Origin of the sequence: Thermoanaerobacter kivui (assembly GCF_000763575.1) — a bacterium.
GTDB classification, from domain to species: Bacteria; Bacillota; Thermoanaerobacteria; order Thermoanaerobacterales; family Thermoanaerobacteraceae; genus Thermoanaerobacter; species Thermoanaerobacter kivui.
This window is the reverse complement of the sequence record NZ_CP009170.1, coordinates 415,816-432,381: the sequence shown is the minus strand read 5'-3', so window position 1 is coordinate 432,381 and position 16,566 is coordinate 415,816. Positions and strand designations below refer to the sequence as shown.

Annotated in this window: 14 protein-coding genes and 4 pseudogenes; 3 read left to right on the top strand and 15 right to left on the bottom strand. The window is 36.4% G+C overall.

Features of this window, described 5'->3' with window-relative positions; all coding sequences use genetic code 11:
• Positions 1-36: 36 nt before the first annotated feature.
• From TKV_RS13215 to TKV_RS02120, 3 genes and pseudogenes are all read right to left on the bottom strand, one after another.
• Positions 37-1,473 (bottom strand): IS200/IS605 family accessory protein TnpB-related protein, encoded by a 1,437-nt coding sequence (locus tag TKV_RS13215; protein WP_049684566.1) that lies wholly within the window; start codon positions 1,471-1,473, stop codon positions 37-39.
• Positions 1,454-2,044, bottom strand: coding sequence for an IS607 family transposase (locus TKV_RS02125; RefSeq protein ID WP_049684565.1), 591 nt, complete (start codon positions 2,042-2,044; stop codon positions 1,454-1,456). The genes TKV_RS13215 and TKV_RS02125 overlap by 20 nt, the downstream gene beginning before the upstream one ends.
• A gap of 65 nt (positions 2,045-2,109) precedes the next feature.
• Positions 2,110-2,710 (bottom strand): annotated as a pseudogene (locus TKV_RS02120) (HD-GYP domain-containing protein).
• Between the two features lie 417 nt (positions 2,711-3,127).
• Here TKV_RS02120 and nifJ point away from each other — a divergent pair.
• Together nifJ and TKV_RS02110 are read left to right on the top strand one after the other, a co-directional pair.
• The gene (gene nifJ / locus TKV_RS02115; RefSeq protein ID WP_049684564.1) at positions 3,128-6,655 is read left to right on the top strand and encodes a pyruvate:ferredoxin (flavodoxin) oxidoreductase; all 3,528 of its coding nucleotides are present in this window, start codon (positions 3,128-3,130) and stop codon (positions 6,653-6,655) included.
• A gap of 276 nt (positions 6,656-6,931) precedes the next feature.
• Positions 6,932-7,282, top strand: a pseudogene (locus TKV_RS02110) (VIT1/CCC1 transporter family protein); the annotation flags it as partial.
• 66 nt (positions 7,283-7,348) lie between these two features.
• On the opposite strand, the gene TKV_RS02105 reads toward TKV_RS02110, so the two are convergent.
• The 9 genes and pseudogenes from TKV_RS02105 to TKV_RS02070 form a co-directional block, all read right to left on the bottom strand.
• Complete coding sequence (locus TKV_RS02105) at positions 7,349-8,737, bottom strand: ABC transporter substrate-binding protein (protein ID WP_049684563.1); 1,389 nt, start codon at positions 8,735-8,737, stop codon at positions 7,349-7,351.
• Positions 8,738-8,773: 36 nt separating this feature from the next.
• Positions 8,774-9,316: pseudogene (locus TKV_RS02100) on the bottom strand (carbohydrate ABC transporter permease); the annotation flags it as partial.
• A gap of 305 nt (positions 9,317-9,621) precedes the next feature.
• A complete protein-coding gene (locus tag TKV_RS12990) occupies positions 9,622-9,783 on the bottom strand; it encodes a hypothetical protein (protein WP_158506588.1) in 162 nt (53 codons plus the stop codon).
• 19 nt (positions 9,784-9,802) lie between these two features.
• Complete coding sequence (locus tag TKV_RS02095; RefSeq protein ID WP_049684562.1) at positions 9,803-10,378, bottom strand: glycerol-3-phosphate responsive antiterminator; 576 nt, start codon at positions 10,376-10,378, stop codon at positions 9,803-9,805.
• Between the two features lie 31 nt (positions 10,379-10,409).
• Complete coding sequence (locus TKV_RS02090) at positions 10,410-10,793, bottom strand: hypothetical protein (RefSeq protein WP_148307236.1); 384 nt, start codon at positions 10,791-10,793, stop codon at positions 10,410-10,412.
• An 11-nt stretch (positions 10,794-10,804) separates the two neighbouring features.
• Complete coding sequence (locus TKV_RS13075; RefSeq protein ID WP_322785815.1) at positions 10,805-11,413, bottom strand: extracellular solute-binding protein; 609 nt, start codon at positions 11,411-11,413, stop codon at positions 10,805-10,807.
• Positions 11,410-11,634: pseudogene (locus TKV_RS13775) on the bottom strand (extracellular solute-binding protein); the annotation flags it as partial. The gene TKV_RS13075 and the pseudogene TKV_RS13775, both read right to left, overlap by 4 nt.
• A gap of 200 nt (positions 11,635-11,834) precedes the next feature.
• Entirely contained in the window at positions 11,835-12,128 is a 294-nt protein-coding gene (locus TKV_RS13065) for a hypothetical protein (RefSeq protein WP_049684558.1), read from the bottom strand.
• Positions 12,109-12,903 (bottom strand): sugar phosphate isomerase/epimerase family protein, encoded by a 795-nt coding sequence (locus tag TKV_RS02070; RefSeq protein WP_049684557.1) that lies wholly within the window; start codon positions 12,901-12,903, stop codon positions 12,109-12,111. The genes TKV_RS13065 and TKV_RS02070 overlap by 20 nt, the downstream gene beginning before the upstream one ends.
• 371 nt (positions 12,904-13,274) lie before the next feature.
• Here TKV_RS02070 and TKV_RS13770 point away from each other — a divergent pair, with 371 nt between their 5' ends.
• Entirely contained in the window at positions 13,275-13,403 is a 129-nt protein-coding gene (locus tag TKV_RS13770) for a hypothetical protein (RefSeq protein ID WP_268870090.1), read from the top strand.
• 45 nt (positions 13,404-13,448) lie between these two features.
• On the opposite strand, the gene TKV_RS02065 is transcribed toward TKV_RS13770, so the two are convergent.
• The 3 genes from TKV_RS02065 to TKV_RS02055 are packed head-to-tail and all read right to left on the bottom strand — an operon-like array spanning position 13,449 to position 16,479.
• Positions 13,449-14,432, bottom strand: a complete 984-nt coding sequence (locus TKV_RS02065; RefSeq protein WP_049684556.1) for a M42 family metallopeptidase — start codon at positions 14,430-14,432, stop codon at positions 13,449-13,451.
• Positions 14,429-15,448, bottom strand: a complete 1,020-nt coding sequence (locus TKV_RS02060) for a M42 family metallopeptidase (RefSeq protein WP_049684555.1) — start codon at positions 15,446-15,448, stop codon at positions 14,429-14,431. The genes TKV_RS02065 and TKV_RS02060 overlap by 4 nt, the downstream gene beginning before the upstream one ends.
• Positions 15,439-16,479, bottom strand: coding sequence for a M42 family metallopeptidase (locus TKV_RS02055; RefSeq protein WP_049684554.1), 1,041 nt, complete (start codon positions 16,477-16,479; stop codon positions 15,439-15,441). Before TKV_RS02055 ends, TKV_RS02060 begins: the two co-directional genes overlap by 10 nt.
• Between the last annotated feature and the right edge of the window lie 87 nt (positions 16,480-16,566).

Genomic DNA, 16,566 nt, shown 5'->3' with positions numbered 1-16,566 from the left:
CATAGCCCCTGCCCCAAGAAGCAGGGACTCACGCCTTTATGGGTCTCCCCACTTGCCCTGAATTAACAGCTTTTTTAGGGCAGAGAAGTCTCTTGGCACCTTCTCAGGGGAGAGTGGAGTTACCACCGCTGCCTTGAGAACTTGCCAGAAATCATAGGTACTAAAACTTGTTCCATCCAGAGGTTTTAGCACCCTTCCTGGCTCACTCTCAAGGCTTTGTAAAATTTCTATTGCTTTATTTATCTCTTTTAAGTGTTTTTTCTTCAACTGCTTGTTCCTGACTGTTTTCTTTACATGCTCTTTTAATTCTTCTAATTCATCTATAGTTAGTGCGTTAAGAAACTTTATATAATTGTCTGGTATCTTTTCTTCTCTGCCTAATCCTCTTCTTGCTATTACGTAAGCTGCTGCTATGTCTTTTGTTATCATGTACTGCGGCGCATATTTTAACATGCCTATTATTGAGGTGTAAGAAGGATTGACTTCTATTACTTCTATCCCTTCCTTTTTTGCTAAAATTTTTATCTTTTTTAAAAGGGATTTGTAGCTAAAGTTATGTCTTATTCTCCTTGACTTTTTGCCTGAAAAGTCTCCTTTTTCTCCTTTGTTTTTTATGTCTAATTTTTCAATTACTATTGCTTTTCTTTTTTCTTTTGCTATCTTTACTATCTCATGAACATACTGCCATCTGAAATACTCTCTTTTATCTGAATTGCCGCTTGCAAGTTCCGGCATCGGTATACTGCTATAGCTTATTAGATTTCCTTTTTCATCTACCTCTGCCCATGATATGTTGTCCGGATATGCGTTCACATCTATTCCTATGATTCCTTTTTCTTTTGTTATTTTTATTTCTGGATATTGTTCTTCAATGGCAAAATAGGCGCATATGCTGCCATTTTTGAGTTTTAGTTCTACAGAGTATGGTATGTTTGATTGGGCAATTTCCTGCAGGAGTTCTTTTCTTTTTTTATTCTTTTTGTAGCCTGCTTCTATTTTGGCGTATACATATTTTCTTTCCCCTACATTTATCCTTAAGAAAGTGCCGTTTTTTCTTACTTCTATTCTTGTGTTGAGATTTCCTTTTTTGCTTTTATCCCCTCTTGAATAGAGATTTCCTTTTCTTTTCTCCTGCCACCTAATTTTTAATTTTTTATATGCTTTACCATTTAAATGATGTTTTTGAAGTTTTCTAAACAGTTTTTTCCCGCCAAAAATGACTTTTCTTGGACTTTTACCTAGTTCTTTCGCAGATTCCAGTGTACTCCTTGCTTTCATTATTGCATCATCTACATATCTTGAGTTTAAATTGAATACCTGGGGTAACTTTCTTTTTAAATCTGCTCTTTTTTCTCCTTCTAAAAGTCTGTTATATGCAAATCTCATGCAGGATGACCATCTTCTCATTAAGTCTAATACTATTTGTTTGGCTTGTTGGTTTAGAAAAATAAGTTTAGCCTGTATCACTATCATGTTTTTTGCCCCTTTGCCCGTAAATTCTTGCTGCGAAAGATGTTACTATTGCTATTAAGTCTTCTGCTAGCTCTTTATTTGTATCTTCTTCGTTTTCTTTCCCGTTTAAAACTATAAGCTCTACCCCAAAGCTTTCCATGAAAAATTTGAGATATTCAAAGCCAAATCTCGCTAGTCTATCAGGATATTCTATTACAACTTTTTCAACTTCTCCTCTTTTTATCTTGTTCAAAAGCTTTAATAAGCCTCTTCTATTTTCATTTACCCCACTTGCTATCTCATGTATGACTTCATACTGCCATCCTTTGGAATTAGCGTATTCTTCAAGCCTTCTAATTTGATTCTTAAGATATTCTTCTTGTTTCTTTGTGGACACTCTTGCATACAAAACTACTTTAGGTTTTGGTTTTTCTTCAACCATGCCCAGCAGCTTCTCTATATCTTCTTTTTTATACCTTCTGATGCCTTTTGGAGTTCTCACAGGTGTTATTAATCCTTCCTTTTCCCAGTTTATAAGTGTTCTTCGACTAATTGAGTACATTTCCTTTACTTTTTGCATGCTTAGTAACATTTATTATCACCCAATTAAAATTATACCACTTTGCATGACTATCTTCAACTGTTACCTACCTCCTACTACACAGAAATAGAATGATATTGATTCCCCTTTGTCTCCAAAATAACTTGTTCTAGCGCTTCCACTATCCCCTGGTTGTACTTTTCCTGGCTTAGTTTTTAGTTCAAAAATCGCTTCTTGCATGCTTTTGAGTCTATTTTCATTATAAGGTCGTTTTGTAGTCATAGCGTCAAAAGAATCGCAAATTCCAATTATTTGAGCGCTTAAAGGAATAATACTTACTCCAAACGGATAACCAGACCCATCCAACCTTTCATGATGATAAAGTACCCCTGGAATTAACTCTTTTAATGAAGGAAAAATCTTTAACATCTCTGCACCGTAACCCGGATGAATTTTTACAAATTCATATTCTATGTCTGTAAGTTTCTCTGGTTTATCAAGAATGGACACTGGTACTAAAAATTTACCTATATCGTGCAACAACCCCCCTTTGCAATTATAAATTTGTTCCTCAGGCGGTAGCCCTAACTGCTTTGAAACCAAATATGTAAGTTTTGCAACCCTTATACTGTGCAAATAAGTTGTATAATGGTAGTGTTTTAAACTTGTCATCAAATGTTTCCTTAAATAGTGTTCGCTGTAAGTATAAACTTCCACCTGTTTCCCTTCTTTTCGACATAATTTGACAAAGAAATTATACCATTTATTTCTCATATTGTCAATTTTAAAAAACTTTCAAAAAAAAACTTTTTTCAAATTAAATTTTTTTGTATATTTAGCACAAATGTTAACAAAAAGTCAATATAAATTTGCAAACAGTTTGTTAGCTGTAACTTTCATCGATGCAAATTTGTCATAAAAAAGTTTTAATTTTTTAATAGATATGGTATAATTATTGTATACCTGTTAAAGGGGTTTAATAAGTGCAAAAATCAAAATCCATACGCCCTGTTTTATTGTTTTAAAATGTCTGTTATATAATAAAATAAGATATTGTATACTGTACTATATCAGGTACATTTTACACTGATTGGTGATTTTTTAGCATCATTTGAATAAGGAGGGAGTAATAAAATGGCTAAGGTAATGAAGACCATGGACGGTAACACAGCTGCTGCCCATGTAGCTTATGCTTTTACGGAAGTAGCAGCAATTTACCCCATAACTCCATCGTCTCCAATGGCCGAACTTATAGACCAATGGAGTGCTCATGGAAGAAAGAACATATTTGGTCAACCAGTAAAAGTCATTGAAATGCAATCAGAAGCAGGTGCTGCAGGTGCTGTTCACGGATCACTGGCAGCAGGAGCCCTAACAACGACATTTACTGCATCACAAGGACTTCTTTTAATGATTCCCAACATGTACAAAATTGCAGGAGAACTTTTGCCTGGAGTATTCCATGTAAGTGCACGTGCCGTTGCAACACATGCTCTTTCAATTTTCGGTGACCATTCTGACGTTATGGCATGCCGTCAGACAGGTTTTGCTATGCTTGCTTCTGGCAGTGTACAGGAAGTAATGGATTTAGCAAGCGTCGCACACCTTTCTGCAATTAAAGGAAGAGTACCCTTCTTGCACTTCTTTGACGGATTTAGAACATCTCACGAAGTGCAAAAAATTGAAGTTTTAGATTATGAAGATTTAAAGAAGCTTGTAGATTATGATGCCTTAAAAGCTTTCAGAGAAAGGGCATTAAATCCAGAACGTCCTGTGATAAGAGGTACAGCTCAAAATCCTGATATATTCTTCCAAGGGAGAGAAGCCGCCAATAGGTTCTACAACGCATTACCTGAGGTTGTAGAATATTATATGAATGAAATAAGCAAATTGACAGGCAGAGAATATAAGTTATTCAACTACTACGGAGCACCAGATGCAGAAAGAATAATAATTGCAATGGGTTCTGTAACAGAAACTATTGAAGAAACAGTAGATTACTTGATGAAAAAAGGAGAAAAAGTAGGTGTCGTAAAAGTACATCTTTATAGGCCTTTCTCTATAAAACATTTCTTAGATGTAATACCAAAGACTGTTAAGAAGATAGCTGTACTCGATAGAACAAAAGAACCAGGTTCAATTGGTGAACCTTTGTATGAAGATGTAAAAACAGCTTTCTTTGACAGCGAATTGCGTCCAGTAATTGTTGGTGGTCGTTATGGTCTTGGTTCAAAAGATACTACACCTGCACAAATCATTGCTGTATTTGACAACCTCAAAGCTGATGAACCAAAAGACCACTTCACAATAGGAATAATTGATGACGTGACCTTTACATCACTTCCTGTAGGAGAAGAAGTCGATACAACACCAGAAGGGACAACCAGCTGCAAATTCTGGGGATTTGGTTCTGATGGTACAGTTGGTGCAAATAAGAGCGCTATAAAGATCATAGGTGACAACACAGATTTATACGTGCAAGCATATTTCTCTTATGACTCAAAGAAATCAGGCGGTGTAACAGTATCTCATTTAAGATTTGGCAAAAAGCTAATAAGGTCAACATATTTGATAAACAAAGCAGACTTTATCGCTTGTCATAAGCAATCTTATGTTTACAATTATGACATATTGGCAGGATTAAAAGATGGCGGTACTTTCCTTCTAAACTGCAATTGGAAAGTTGAAGAATTAGACAAAAAATTGCCTGCTTCAATTAAAAGATATTTAGCTAAACATAACATTAACTTCTACATCATCAACGCTGTAGACATCGCAAAAGAAATAGGGTTAGGCGGAAGAATTAACATGATAATGCAATCCGCTTTCTTCAAGCTTACAAACATAATACCAATTGAAGAGGCAGTAAAACACTTAAAAGAAGCTATCGTAAAAGAATACGGACATAAAGGCGAAAAGATAGTACAGATGAACTACGAAGCTGTAGATAGAGGTATAAATTCTTTAGTCAAAGTAGAAGTACCTGCTTCTTGGGCAGACGCTGAAGATGAGCCAAAAGAAGAAAGACAAGCACCTGATTTTGTTAAAAATGTTGCCGATGTAATGAATAGATTGGAAGGAGACAAGCTTCCTGTAAGTGCCTTCCTCGGGAGAGAAGATGGTACCTTCCCACCAGGTACTGCAGCTTATGAAAAACGCGGAATTGCTGTTGACGTACCTGAGTGGCAAATAGATAATTGTATACAGTGTAATCAATGTGCCTTTGTATGTCCACATGCTGCAATAAGACCCTTTTTGCTCACAGAAGAGGAAGTCAAGAACGCACCAGAAGGATTTAAAGTTAAAAAGGCTATTGGAAAAGGCTTTGAAGGATTGTACTACAGAATTCAAGTCAGTGTCCTTGACTGTACAGGTTGCGGCGTTTGCGTAAATGAGTGTCCTGCAAAAGAAAAAGCACTTGTAATGAAGCCTTTAGAAATACAAATGGAAGAAGCAAAGAACTGGGAATACGCAATGACTTTATCACCAAAAGAAAACCCAATGAACAAAGAAACAGTAAAAGGAAGCCAGTTCGAAAGGCCACTGCTTGAATTCTCTGGCGCTTGCGCAGGATGTGGTGAGACGCCTTATGCTAAACTGGTAACCCAACTGTTCGGCGATAGAATGATGATTGCAAACGCTACAGGTTGTTCCTCAATTTGGGGAGCTAGTGCACCATCCACACCTTACTGCACAAACCATGAAGGAAAAGGACCTGCATGGGCGAACTCCCTTTTTGAAGACAACGCAGAATTTGGTCTTGGCATGGCATTAGCTGTAAAACAACAAAGAGCAAAATTAGCTGATATAGTAAAAGAACTGTTGGAGCTTAACATCACAGCAGAGCTAAAAGAAGCATTGCAATTCTGGCTTGACAACATGATGGACGGCAAAAAATCAAAAGAAGCCACAATTAAACTGTTACCAATACTTCAAAACTACAAAGCAGAAGACGCAAAAGTAAAAGAGCTTATTAATAAAGTACTTGAAAGAAAAGATTACCTCATCAAGAAGTCTCAATGGATATTTGGTGGCGACGGTTGGGCATACGATATAGGTTATGGCGGATTAGATCATGTACTTGCTTCGGGAGAAGATATAAACGTCTTGGTATTCGATACAGAAGTTTATTCAAATACAGGTGGACAATCTTCAAAGGCAACACCAGTAGGTGCAGTAGCACAATTTGCAGCAGCAGGTAAACCAATTGGCAAGAAAGACCTAGGAAGGATGGCAATGACATACGGATATGTATATGTAGCACAAGTTGCAATGGGAGCAAGCCAAACTCAATTAGTGAAGGCATTAGTAGAAGCTGAAAGCTATCCAGGGCCATCTCTCATCATTGCCTATGCTCCATGTATTGCTCACGGCATAAAACAAGGTATGAGCTGCAGCCAATTAGAAGAAAAGAAAGCTGTAGAAGCAGGATATTGGGTTCTCTATAGATACAATCCGCTTCTCAAGAAAGAAGGAAAGAATCCATTCATCCTTGATTCTAAGCCACCAAAACTATCAGTACAAGACTTCTTAAAAGGAGAAGTAAGATTCTCAGCATTAGAAAAGACCTTCCCAGAAAGAGCACAAAAACTCTTTGAAGAAGCTGAAAAACAAGCTCAAGAAAGGTACAAAATCTACGAAAAATTAGCAAAAGATGAATAAAAAATGGAGGGAACATTCCCTCCATTTTTTATCTCTTCAAAAGGCATGTGTGTAAAATTTTAGTAGAAAAAATAATATAGCTAACTTTATGCAGAAAGCGCGCAACCTACAAGTTTGTAATACACACTGCAAATGTCTGTAACCATTAATATTAATTCTAATGTGGTATAATATATACGAGTGTTTGTCACTTTGTAAATATATCATATGTAAAATTATATGCACTAATATAGCATTCCATTTATTTTTTGTTATTCTTGCTCATTTAAAATTTTTGTAGACAAACTTAGTGACAATGAAGATGCCATGACAAACCTCTTAACTGAGGATGTTTCAGAAAATGAGATAAAATCTGCTTTGTATACAGGTATTGCATACCTTGTAGGACTCGTATTCCCAGTTTTGCTTTACTTTATAATCACCTCATCATCTTTAGTAGCTCTTGCATTTTCTGTAGTATTTGCAGCGATAGCCCTCTCTATAGTCGGAATCGTAGTATCTGTCGCGTCAGAAAGTCTGTCTATAAAAGGAAAGGTTTTAGAAATGGTAGCAACAGGCCTTGGAGCAGCAACGCTATCCTACCTCTTTGGAACATTAGTGCAAAAAGTATTTGGAATAACCGCCTAAATTTCAGACAAAAGGGACGGTTCCTCTCATCCGAAAAATCAGACAAAAGGAACCATCTCTCCTTCTTTACTTACCTATTGTCTGATTATAATTTTCTATAGCCTTGTTTATGCTCTGTACAGCCTCATCTAAAGCCTGTTTTGGAGTTGCTTGATTTTGTAAAACTTTCTCTATTGCCTTTTCCACTGTCTGCCTCGCTTCGGGAAATACTCCTATTAATGCTCCTTGTGTAGCTCTATTTATAGGTGTCGTATGAAGTTGTTCTATAGCAGTCTTAAATTGTGGATATTTTTCAAGATGTGCCTTCATCTCTAGCATATCATAAACTGTTTTGGTCACAGGGAAATATCCCGTATTCTGATGCCAGAAAAGCTGTTGCTCAGGTGATACCATGTATTTGATAAACTCCCATGCTGCTTTTTGATATTCTTCAGACCTAGTGTTCAAAATCCACAGAGAAGCTCCTCCAATTATAACTCCCCCGTCTTTGCTGTTATTTAACGCAGGCAAGAAACCAGTACCTACCTCGAATCTATTCCCAACACCATCCAATACTTGCTTTAAACTTGCAGTTGAAGCTATAAACATGGCAGTACGACCTGCTGTAAAAGCATTCAAAGTATCATCGTAATTCCTCCCAAAGTTTCCCGCCAACCCTTCGTCCACTAACTTCTTCCACCAATTAACTATATTACGCCCTGCTTCATCATTGAAAACAACGGTTGTAGCTCTTGCATCTCTTCCATTTCCATTATTAGCATAAAGTGCTCCTTGTTTAGCCATAAACTGCTCAAAGAACCAACCATATATCGCCATAGAATACCCGTACTGCGTAACTTTCCCAGAAGCATCTTTTTTGATAAGCTTTTTACTGTACTGCTCTATTTCATCAAAGTTTTTAGGAGGTACATTAGGGTCAAGCCCTGCTTCTTTAAAAGCCGTCTTATTGTAATACAATATAGGAGTTGAAGAATTAAAAGGCATTGAATAAAGTTTGTTGTCTACTGTATAATAAGCCAATAGATTAGGTTCTAATTGAGAGGTATCGTAATTTTCCTCATCAATAAATTTTTGAACAGGTACAGCCCAACCGCTGTCTACCATAAATCTTGTTCCAATATCATAAACCTGAACAATATCAGGACCAGACTTTGACTGCTCTGCGGTTCTTAATTTATTTAATTCTTCATCATAATTTCCTTGAAATTGAGCTATTACTTTGATATTTGGATGCGTCTTGTTAAAATTCTCCACCATTTTGTTAAGCGCTGCCCCTAAATTTCCTCCCATAGCATGCCAAAAAGTAATTTCTATTATTTTATTCTGCGATGAATTGGAACTAGAGGATTGCGAAGTAGAAGCAGTAGCACTTCCTCCCTGCCCTTGAGAACATCCTACCGCCGCAATTAACAACGTCAAAACTACTACTAAACTGAGAAATCTTTTAAAATTCATATAAATGTGCCCTCCTTATGGTTATAATTTATATTTTTACCCTTTCAAGGCTCCGGCACCAAGTCCTTCAATCAGCTGTTTTTGCCCTACAATAAAAGCTACGAGGGACGGTATTATTATCATCACAACTCCTGCCATTATAAGACCAAAAGACTGCGACTCCGCCATCTGCAGCATACTTATACCTATTTGCACCGTCCTCATCTCGTCACTATTTGTAACAAGCAAAGGCCACATGTATTGATTCCACGTCATGAGAAAACTGTAAATCGCTAAAGACCCTATTGCCGGCCTTGAAAGAGGCAAAAGCACTTTTATAAAAAATTGAAATTTAGAAGCTCCATCCATAGCAGCCGCTTCATAATAGTCTTTAGGAATTGTTAAGAAAAACTGTCTCATCAAAAATATCCCTAAAGCAGTGCTTAAATTAGGCACTATTAAAGCCTGATACGTATCAAGCCAATTTAAAGACCTTATCGTCAGATAGTTCGCAATAATCGTAGCTTCTCCTGGAATCATCATTGTTGAAAGAAATATCAAGAATATTACATTTTTCCCTTTGAAATTGTAGTAAGTAAAAGCATAAGCCGCTAGGGTTAAACAGAAGAGTCCATATCACTGCGGCTGAAGCTGAAGATATCGAGATGGGTAGTGCGTAAAAGGTCCTAAAAATACTCTTCCCTCTTATATTTAAGTTAGCAAATATGGCAAGAACCAATGAAATGACTATCGAAAAAGGTACCGTCAGTAATACAAACTTGAAAGTTACGTAAAGGCTGTTTAAAAAATCTGAAGATGTCAACAGGTCGAAATAATTCTTAAGACCTATAAATTTGCTTAACCCTCCTTGGGGATCTGTTATAAAAAGGCTTATATAAATGGTCTTAAAGAAAGGATAAAAAGTAAAGGCAATAAATAATAGAAGCAGCTGGCAAAAGATATAAGAAAGGCTCAATTTCCGTCTTAAAATTTTTTAAAAACAACCAAAAAGTTCCTATTTTTACCTTATAACTTGCTTTTGAAGTTATAGTCTCAATCCTATACATCCCAAATTACCTCCAAAACTCAAAGTTTTACATTCCATAATTCAGGATTCCCTGTAGATACCGCAATAGCACCACTTGCGAGTGCCCTTATCATTTGTTCCTTGTTTTGCAAAAGTCCTCCTGTAATTATGGGTAAATTTGTCTCTGTCTTAAATTTTTCAATCATTTCGGGAATCACTGCAGGCATCAATTCCACAAAATCAGGCTGTACTTCTTTTGTAATTTCTAACGCATTTCTAAATGCATCAGAATCAACTAAAAAGCACCTCTGAATAGTTATCAAATTTAGCTTTTTAGCAATTTTAATTAAATTGGCTTTTGTAGTAATTATTCCATCAGGCTTCACATAATGAGCTATAAATTGCAAACCCTCCTGGTCAAAGCTTATACCGCCTATTTTTTCAATGTGTACAAATACCATGAAGTCATTTTCTCTGTAAAAATCCACAAACCTCTTCACTACTCCGATATTACCTGTGAGCAGAAAAATTCCACTCAATGGCTTTTTTAAAGCCTTCTCAAGATGCTTTTCCTCCTTTACAGCTGCAACCAATTTGTATTTCTTTAGCCTTTCTATAAATGCCTCTTTTTCCATCATTTTCCCCTCACAAAAAGAAGAGAAACCCTTAAAAGACCAATAGAATTAGAATATCTATTAGTCCATTTTCGATATCCTTATGCTGCTGATTAAATTTTTCAACTAGTTCCTGAACAGAAGGGGCCCCCATGTTTTCTGAAAATACGTGCCAGTACTCGATTTTTACTTTTTCAGAAGGTGTACTACTAGCATTTTCTGTCTGGGTAGTCTCCGTAGGCTTACTCGTAGGATTTATATTGCCATTACTCCCACAACCCGTTACCGTTGTCGCAAGCAGTACTATCATCAACATTCCTACAACAACTGTTCTTTTAATATTCCTCATTTTTTCTTTCCCTCCTCCTTTAAGTTTTAAAAGATTAAAATTTAAATTAATCACTTCAACACTTTCTTTCCCCCCCTTATGAGACATTTAGTAGTTTTTTATTTTGCTAGATTGTTTATTTTAGAAACAGCTTCTTTTAAACCCTTTTCTGCACTAACTTTCCCAGACAATATCGCATTGGTAGTATCAATTCTTACCTTCTCTACCTCTAAACTATTTCCCCCCGTAAAACTAGGCCAAGGTACCACGTCTGGTAACACTTCAATTGCAGCCTTCACCAAAGGATTCTCCTTTATAAAAGAATCAAGAAAATTTTTATCTTCTAACATTTCTTTTCTATGCGGTAAATATCCTGTCCCCTTTACCCATTTCATTAAAGCTTCAGGCGCGTTTAAAAATTTTATAAATTCCCATGCTGCTTTTCGTTCTTCGGGGCGTGTTGCAAAGATAGAAAGTGTATTTCCACCTGCTGGAACTTTTCGGGGTTTACCTTTAAACTCAGGAAAGGGAGCTGTTTTTATTTCAAAATTAGCACTATCACGAAAATATTTTTGTAAGCCTATAGTTTGCACAATCATCGCTAATTTTCCACTCAAAAAAGCCTGTTGTCCTTCTTTTTGAGTGGCATGCAATAATAATCCATCCTTAGCCATATCCTGAAGAAATTGATATACTTCTATTGCTTCTGGAGTATCAAACGCAGCTATGCTAACATTCCCCCTTTTTTATATATTTGGCCTCCATTTGAAAGAACCATCGCGTCAATAGCCCAATTAGCCACGTCTTCTACAAAAATGCCGTAATTACCCGTTTTTTGCTTAATAAGACTTGCATATTCTTTTACTTCGTTCCATGTTTTAGGAGGATTGGATGGATCTAGCCCTACTTCTTTAAACATGTCAGAATTATAGTACAGGACAGGTACACTAACCGAATAAGGACTATTTTATCTCCTATTTTCCCTAAGTCTAAAATTTCATCACTAAAACCATCTAGGAAGTTTTGATATTCAGGGTCAAAATTTTTTACATCATTTAATGGAAAATAAGGAAAGTTATTGGATACGTAATTTAAATAATTATATCCTACCTGAGCTACTGCTGGAGGATTGTCTGCAGCTAAAGCTGCCTAAAGATTTTGCATTAATCCTGTATAAGAATTGGGATTAAACTTATCAGTTACTTTAATCTTTGAATGAGTTTTATTAAATTCTTCTACTAATTCCCTTACAGTAGGACCTCCAAAGTTTTCTGTATTGACATGCCAATATTCTATTGTAACAGGAACTTCACTCTGAGCATATTGAACAGGCTTTGTAGAATGCTCTTGATTTTTACTTACACCACAACTTGTAATAATGCTTACTAATAAAGCAGCTGTTAATAAAAACAGAATTGAAAATTTAAACAAATTCTTTTTCATTTGTATTTATAACCTCCCTCGCAATTTTCCTCAAAAACTCTACATCTTTTAAAGTTCGCTCTAAAGAAACATTATAATATTCTAATACTAACACTGGATTCGAAGAAGTGTTATTCAAAGATTTCCATATCTCAAAAAATTCAATTGCCCCTTTTCCAATGGCTCTATGTTCATCACTCTGTCCCTTATTATCGTGAATATGCAAAGCTTCTAATTTGTATCCTAATCGAGATATCACCCCAGGAATATTCCATCGATTTATATAGGCATGTCCTACGTCTAAAAGAGCTCCTATATTGTCTATTTCGTAAATCACTTCTACAAATTCTTTTTCATCAAAAAGCTGCGAAGGGCCAAATCCTACATTTTCAATTAACATCTTTACACCTACACGATTAGCTAAATTAGATAATTCATATAAGGTGTCTTTTACTCGTTTTTGTACCTCTTTTTTGTTAAATATATGGGCACTGTAATTATGAGTGTGAAAAACTATATAATGACATCCTATTTCTGAACTTTTTTCTATGACATTTTTATAAATATCAGTGGTTAATTTACGTATTACAGGATAACTAGAAGCCAAATTTAAATCGAAACTACAAGGGTAATTTTTAAAAATGTCTTTTACAACTTTAAAACCCTTGTCTAAATCATCCCATTCAGGTCCTTCCGCAAATATCTCTATGCCTACCCCGTTTGATACCAACGTTTCCATCTCCCCAATCTTATTTAACACTAATGTGCTTACAAAAATCTTATTGCTATCAATCATTTTTCATCCTCCAAAATTAAAGTTTTATGCTTGTTTTAAAATTTCTAGTCATCTAAAATCAATCTAAGCATTAATATCACTTTCCCCTCACAAAAAAGGAGAGAAACCTTTAAAAAACCAATAGCCTTCATCTATTAGTCCATTTAAAGGTTTCTCTCCAATCTCTAACAAAAGGGTTATCTACTTGTCGATTTAATTATAAAACTTCTATGTTATATGAATATTAAGTTTATGTTAAATCCACGTTAAAGCTAAATTCAAACACCACCTCTATCACTCCATTCTGTCAAAAAGTGTTGATATTTCCCATAATATCTTGTACAATGAAAATAAAGAACAAATTTTAACCTTTTCCCGAGGAGGGAGAAAAAATGTTTAAATTCAACCTTAAAAATTTCCTCTGGGCAATAGCAGGGCTTGTACTTCTCGTAGCAGCTATATTTTTTATAGTCAACTGGCTTGTAAATTCAAAAAATAACACCTCTAGTGAAAGTGCATAAGCCTATAAATAAAAAGACCCAGCTTAAAAAGCAGGGTCTTTTGCTTTATTTTTCCAGTATTTTTATCAGGAGGTTAATACTTGCCTCTACGTCCTTCTTATCCACCATCTCTGAAACGCTGTGAACATACCTTGTGGGAATAGAAATCACTCCAGAGGGTACTCCCCCTCTTGAAAGGTGAATTGCTCCCGCATCAGTACCACCAAATTCCAGTATTTCTAATTGATACGGAATATTATTCTCTTTCGCCACTTCAATCATCATATCTCTCACAAAAGGGCTTACAATTATCGATCTGTCCATCACCTTTATTGCTGCACCTTTACCGAGAGCCATCGCCATTTTCTTCGCTTTAGGAATATCTCCCGTTGCAGTCACATCCACAGCAATAGCAAAATCAGGATTAATACTGTAAGCGGCTGTAGTAGCACCTCTTAAGCCTACCTCTTCTTGCACTGTGAAAACAAAATACAGCTCATTTTCTGTCTTCACGTTTTTTAGCGCCTCAATCGCTACATAACAACCTATCCTGTCATCAAAAGCTTTGGAGACTAACCTATCTCCAGCTTCTACAAACTCTCCTACGAAGCTTCCACTCTCCCCTATTTTGACAAGCTCTTCTGCTTCTTTTTTATCTTTTGCACCTATGTCTATGTAAAGCTTCTCCAGTTTAAAATCCTTTTTATCCTCCAAATGTTCTACTCCAATCACTCCTACTGTACCATTTTTAAACTTAACTCTTCTTCCTACAAGGTGCTCTACATAAACGCCACCTATCGTTGTGAACCTCAAGAAGCCTTCCTCTTCAATATGCGTAACCATAATGCCTATTTCATCAGCATGAGCAGCCACCATTATCTTTTTCCCTTTTCCCTTTTTCACACATATCATGTTTCCCATCGCATCATGAGTAATTTCATCGCAAAAACCTTTGACTTCCTCTCTTATAATCTCAAAAACCTTCTCCTCACTTCCCGAAGGTCCAAAAGCCTGTGTTAGCTTTTTTATAAGTTCCACATTCACACTCATTTCAATACCTCCTCAATATTTTTAATCACTAAGTCCACAAGCTTAACTGTATTTTCAAAGTCACTCAGCTTAGCTACAGAATTGAAGGAATGAATATACCTGCAAGGTACAGATATAGCTACCGTCTTTATTCCTCCCTTTGTAAGGTGAATTTTCCCTGCGTCATTACCACCGCTAGCTATTCTTCTAAACTGATAGGGTATCTTATTCTTTTCTGCTATCTTGACGATTTTATCGATAATCTTTCTATCATACAAAGTAGTTCTATCCATAAGTGAAATCGCTGGTCCTTTTCCTAGTTCTGTAGAAACCAAATGAGGTTCTGAATCCACAACATCTGCAGCGACAGTGCCTTCTACCACTATTGCAAAATCAGGATCTACATTGTAAGCTGCTACACCTGCGCCTCTTAAACCAACTTCTTCTTGAACTGTAAAAGCTGCACAAACAGGATACTCATATGTATTCTTCAGAATTTCTATCAGCACGTTACAACCTATCCTATCGTCTAAAGCCTTTGCCTTAACGTATCCATCCCCCAAAAGTTCAAAATTTGATTCAAAGTAGACATAGTCACTGGGTGAAACGTGCTTTAAAGCTTCTTCTTTAGATGCTGCTCCAATGTCTATATAGAGTTCATCAAAGTCAAGAGGTTTTTCCTGCTCTCCTTTTTTCTGAAGATGTATAGGTTTTGCACCTATTACCCCGTTTATCTTCTTCTCCCCTACCTTTACTGCTTTGGCTACCAGAATACGGTTGTCAACTCCGCCCACAGGAGAAAAACTCAATGTCCCGTCTTCATTTACAGACTTCACCATTAAAGCAACTTCATCCATGTGAGCAGCCAGCATCACCTTTGGCTTTTCCTTTTTCCCTTTTTTGCAGGCTATTAAATTTCCAATTCTGTCTACATAAAGCTCATCCACATAAGGTTTTACTATTTCTCTTATTTTCTCTCTTACCTCTTTTTCATCTCCAGAAGCACCTAAAAGCTCAGTTAACTCCTTTAATAACATAAATGTCCCTCCAATTCCTCAGGCAGATTGGCAATATAGTGTGCCAGCAGTCTGCCGCTTTCTATTATGTCTTTCATATTAGCAGTTTCCACAGAAGTATGCATGTACTTCAAAGGTATTGACACAAGCCCTGTAGGAACTCCTTTTTTTGACACCTGGATTGCCCATGCATCAGTGCCTGAATGCCCAGGAAGCGGCTCTATCTGATAATTTATATTGTATTTTTTAGCTATATCTACAAGCCCTTTATATACAGCAGGATGAATATTAGGCCCCTTCCCAATCGCAGGCCCTTTCCCTACCTCTATGTCTCGGCTAACTCCCCTCGCTTTCGCATGAGTCACATCAATCGCTATAGCTATATCAGGTTCAATATTGTAAGAAGAAGTCGTAGCTCCTCTTACTCCCACCTCTTCCTGAAGAGTGGCTACAGCATATACGTCGTGATAATGGTACACCTTCTTGAGCTCCTCAAGGCATACTGCCATCACCACAACCCCTGCTCTATCGTCCAAAGCTTTTCCCGAAACATTCTCATTCAAAAGCTCTTTAAACTCCCTTTTTACGGTTATTATATCTCCAATACTTACAAGTTTTTCTACCTCCTCCTTTTGAAGTCCAACATCCACATACATATCATCTATTTTTATAGCTTTTTCCATGTCCTCAGAAGACAAAAGATGTGGTGGCTTACTTCCTATAACTCCCAACAAATCCTTTTTACCGTGAACTATAACTTCTTGGGAAGGAAGAGTCCTCTGATCAACCCCTCCTACTGTTGTAAATTTTATAAATCCTTTCTCATCAATATCTTTCACCATAAGGCCTATTTCATCTAAATGAGCTGCTAACATCACCTTGTACTTGCCTTTTGTGCCCTTCTTTTTAAAAATAAGATTGCCAAAATTGTCTTCTTTAACTTCATCTGAAATTGGCTCAAATTCTTTTTTTAAGAGGTCATAAATTCCTCTCTCATGCCCAGAAACCCCGTAGCTTTCACTAAGCTTTTTTAATAAATCCTTATAATCCATTTTCTACCCCTTCCCGTATAGTTTTATTAAACCACCTTCAAATTTTAATGATTAACCTCTACAAGTTTATTATTTCTACATAGATCT

What these genes read in the sequence shown, in the direction of transcription:
- TKV_RS13215 (WP_049684566.1), bottom strand. Translation starts at nt 1,473, where the DNA reads ATGATAGTGATACAGGCTAAACTTATTTTTCTAAACCAACAAGCCAAA.
- TKV_RS02125 (WP_049684565.1), bottom strand. Translation starts at nt 2,044, where the DNA reads ATGTTACTAAGCATGCAAAAAGTAAAGGAAATGTACTCAATTAGTCGA.
- nifJ (WP_049684564.1), top strand. Translation starts at nt 3,128, where the DNA reads ATGGCTAAGGTAATGAAGACCATGGACGGTAACACAGCTGCTGCCCAT.
- TKV_RS02105 (WP_049684563.1), bottom strand. Translation starts at nt 8,737, where the DNA reads ATGAATTTTAAAAGATTTCTCAGTTTAGTAGTAGTTTTGACGTTGTTA.
- TKV_RS12990 (WP_158506588.1), bottom strand. Translation starts at nt 9,783, where the DNA reads ATGTATAGGATTGAGACTATAACTTCAAAAGCAAGTTATAAGGTAAAA.
- TKV_RS02095 (WP_049684562.1), bottom strand. Translation starts at nt 10,378, where the DNA reads ATGGAAAAAGAGGCATTTATAGAAAGGCTAAAGAAATACAAATTGGTT.
- TKV_RS02090 (WP_148307236.1), bottom strand. Translation starts at nt 10,793, where the DNA reads ATGTCTCATAAGGGGGGGAAAGAAAGTGTTGAAGTGATTAATTTAAAT.
- TKV_RS13065 (WP_049684558.1), bottom strand. Translation starts at nt 12,128, where the DNA reads ATGAAAAAGAATTTGTTTAAATTTTCAATTCTGTTTTTATTAACAGCT.
- TKV_RS02070 (WP_049684557.1), bottom strand. Translation starts at nt 12,903, where the DNA reads ATGATTGATAGCAATAAGATTTTTGTAAGCACATTAGTGTTAAATAAG.
- TKV_RS13770 (WP_268870090.1), top strand. Translation starts at nt 13,275, where the DNA reads ATGTTTAAATTCAACCTTAAAAATTTCCTCTGGGCAATAGCAGGGCTT.
- TKV_RS02065 (WP_049684556.1), bottom strand. Translation starts at nt 14,432, where the DNA reads ATGAGTGTGAATGTGGAACTTATAAAAAAGCTAACACAGGCTTTTGGA.
- TKV_RS02060 (WP_049684555.1), bottom strand. Translation starts at nt 15,448, where the DNA reads ATGTTATTAAAGGAGTTAACTGAGCTTTTAGGTGCTTCTGGAGATGAA.
- TKV_RS02055 (WP_049684554.1), bottom strand. Translation starts at nt 16,479, where the DNA reads ATGGATTATAAGGATTTATTAAAAAAGCTTAGTGAAAGCTACGGGGTT.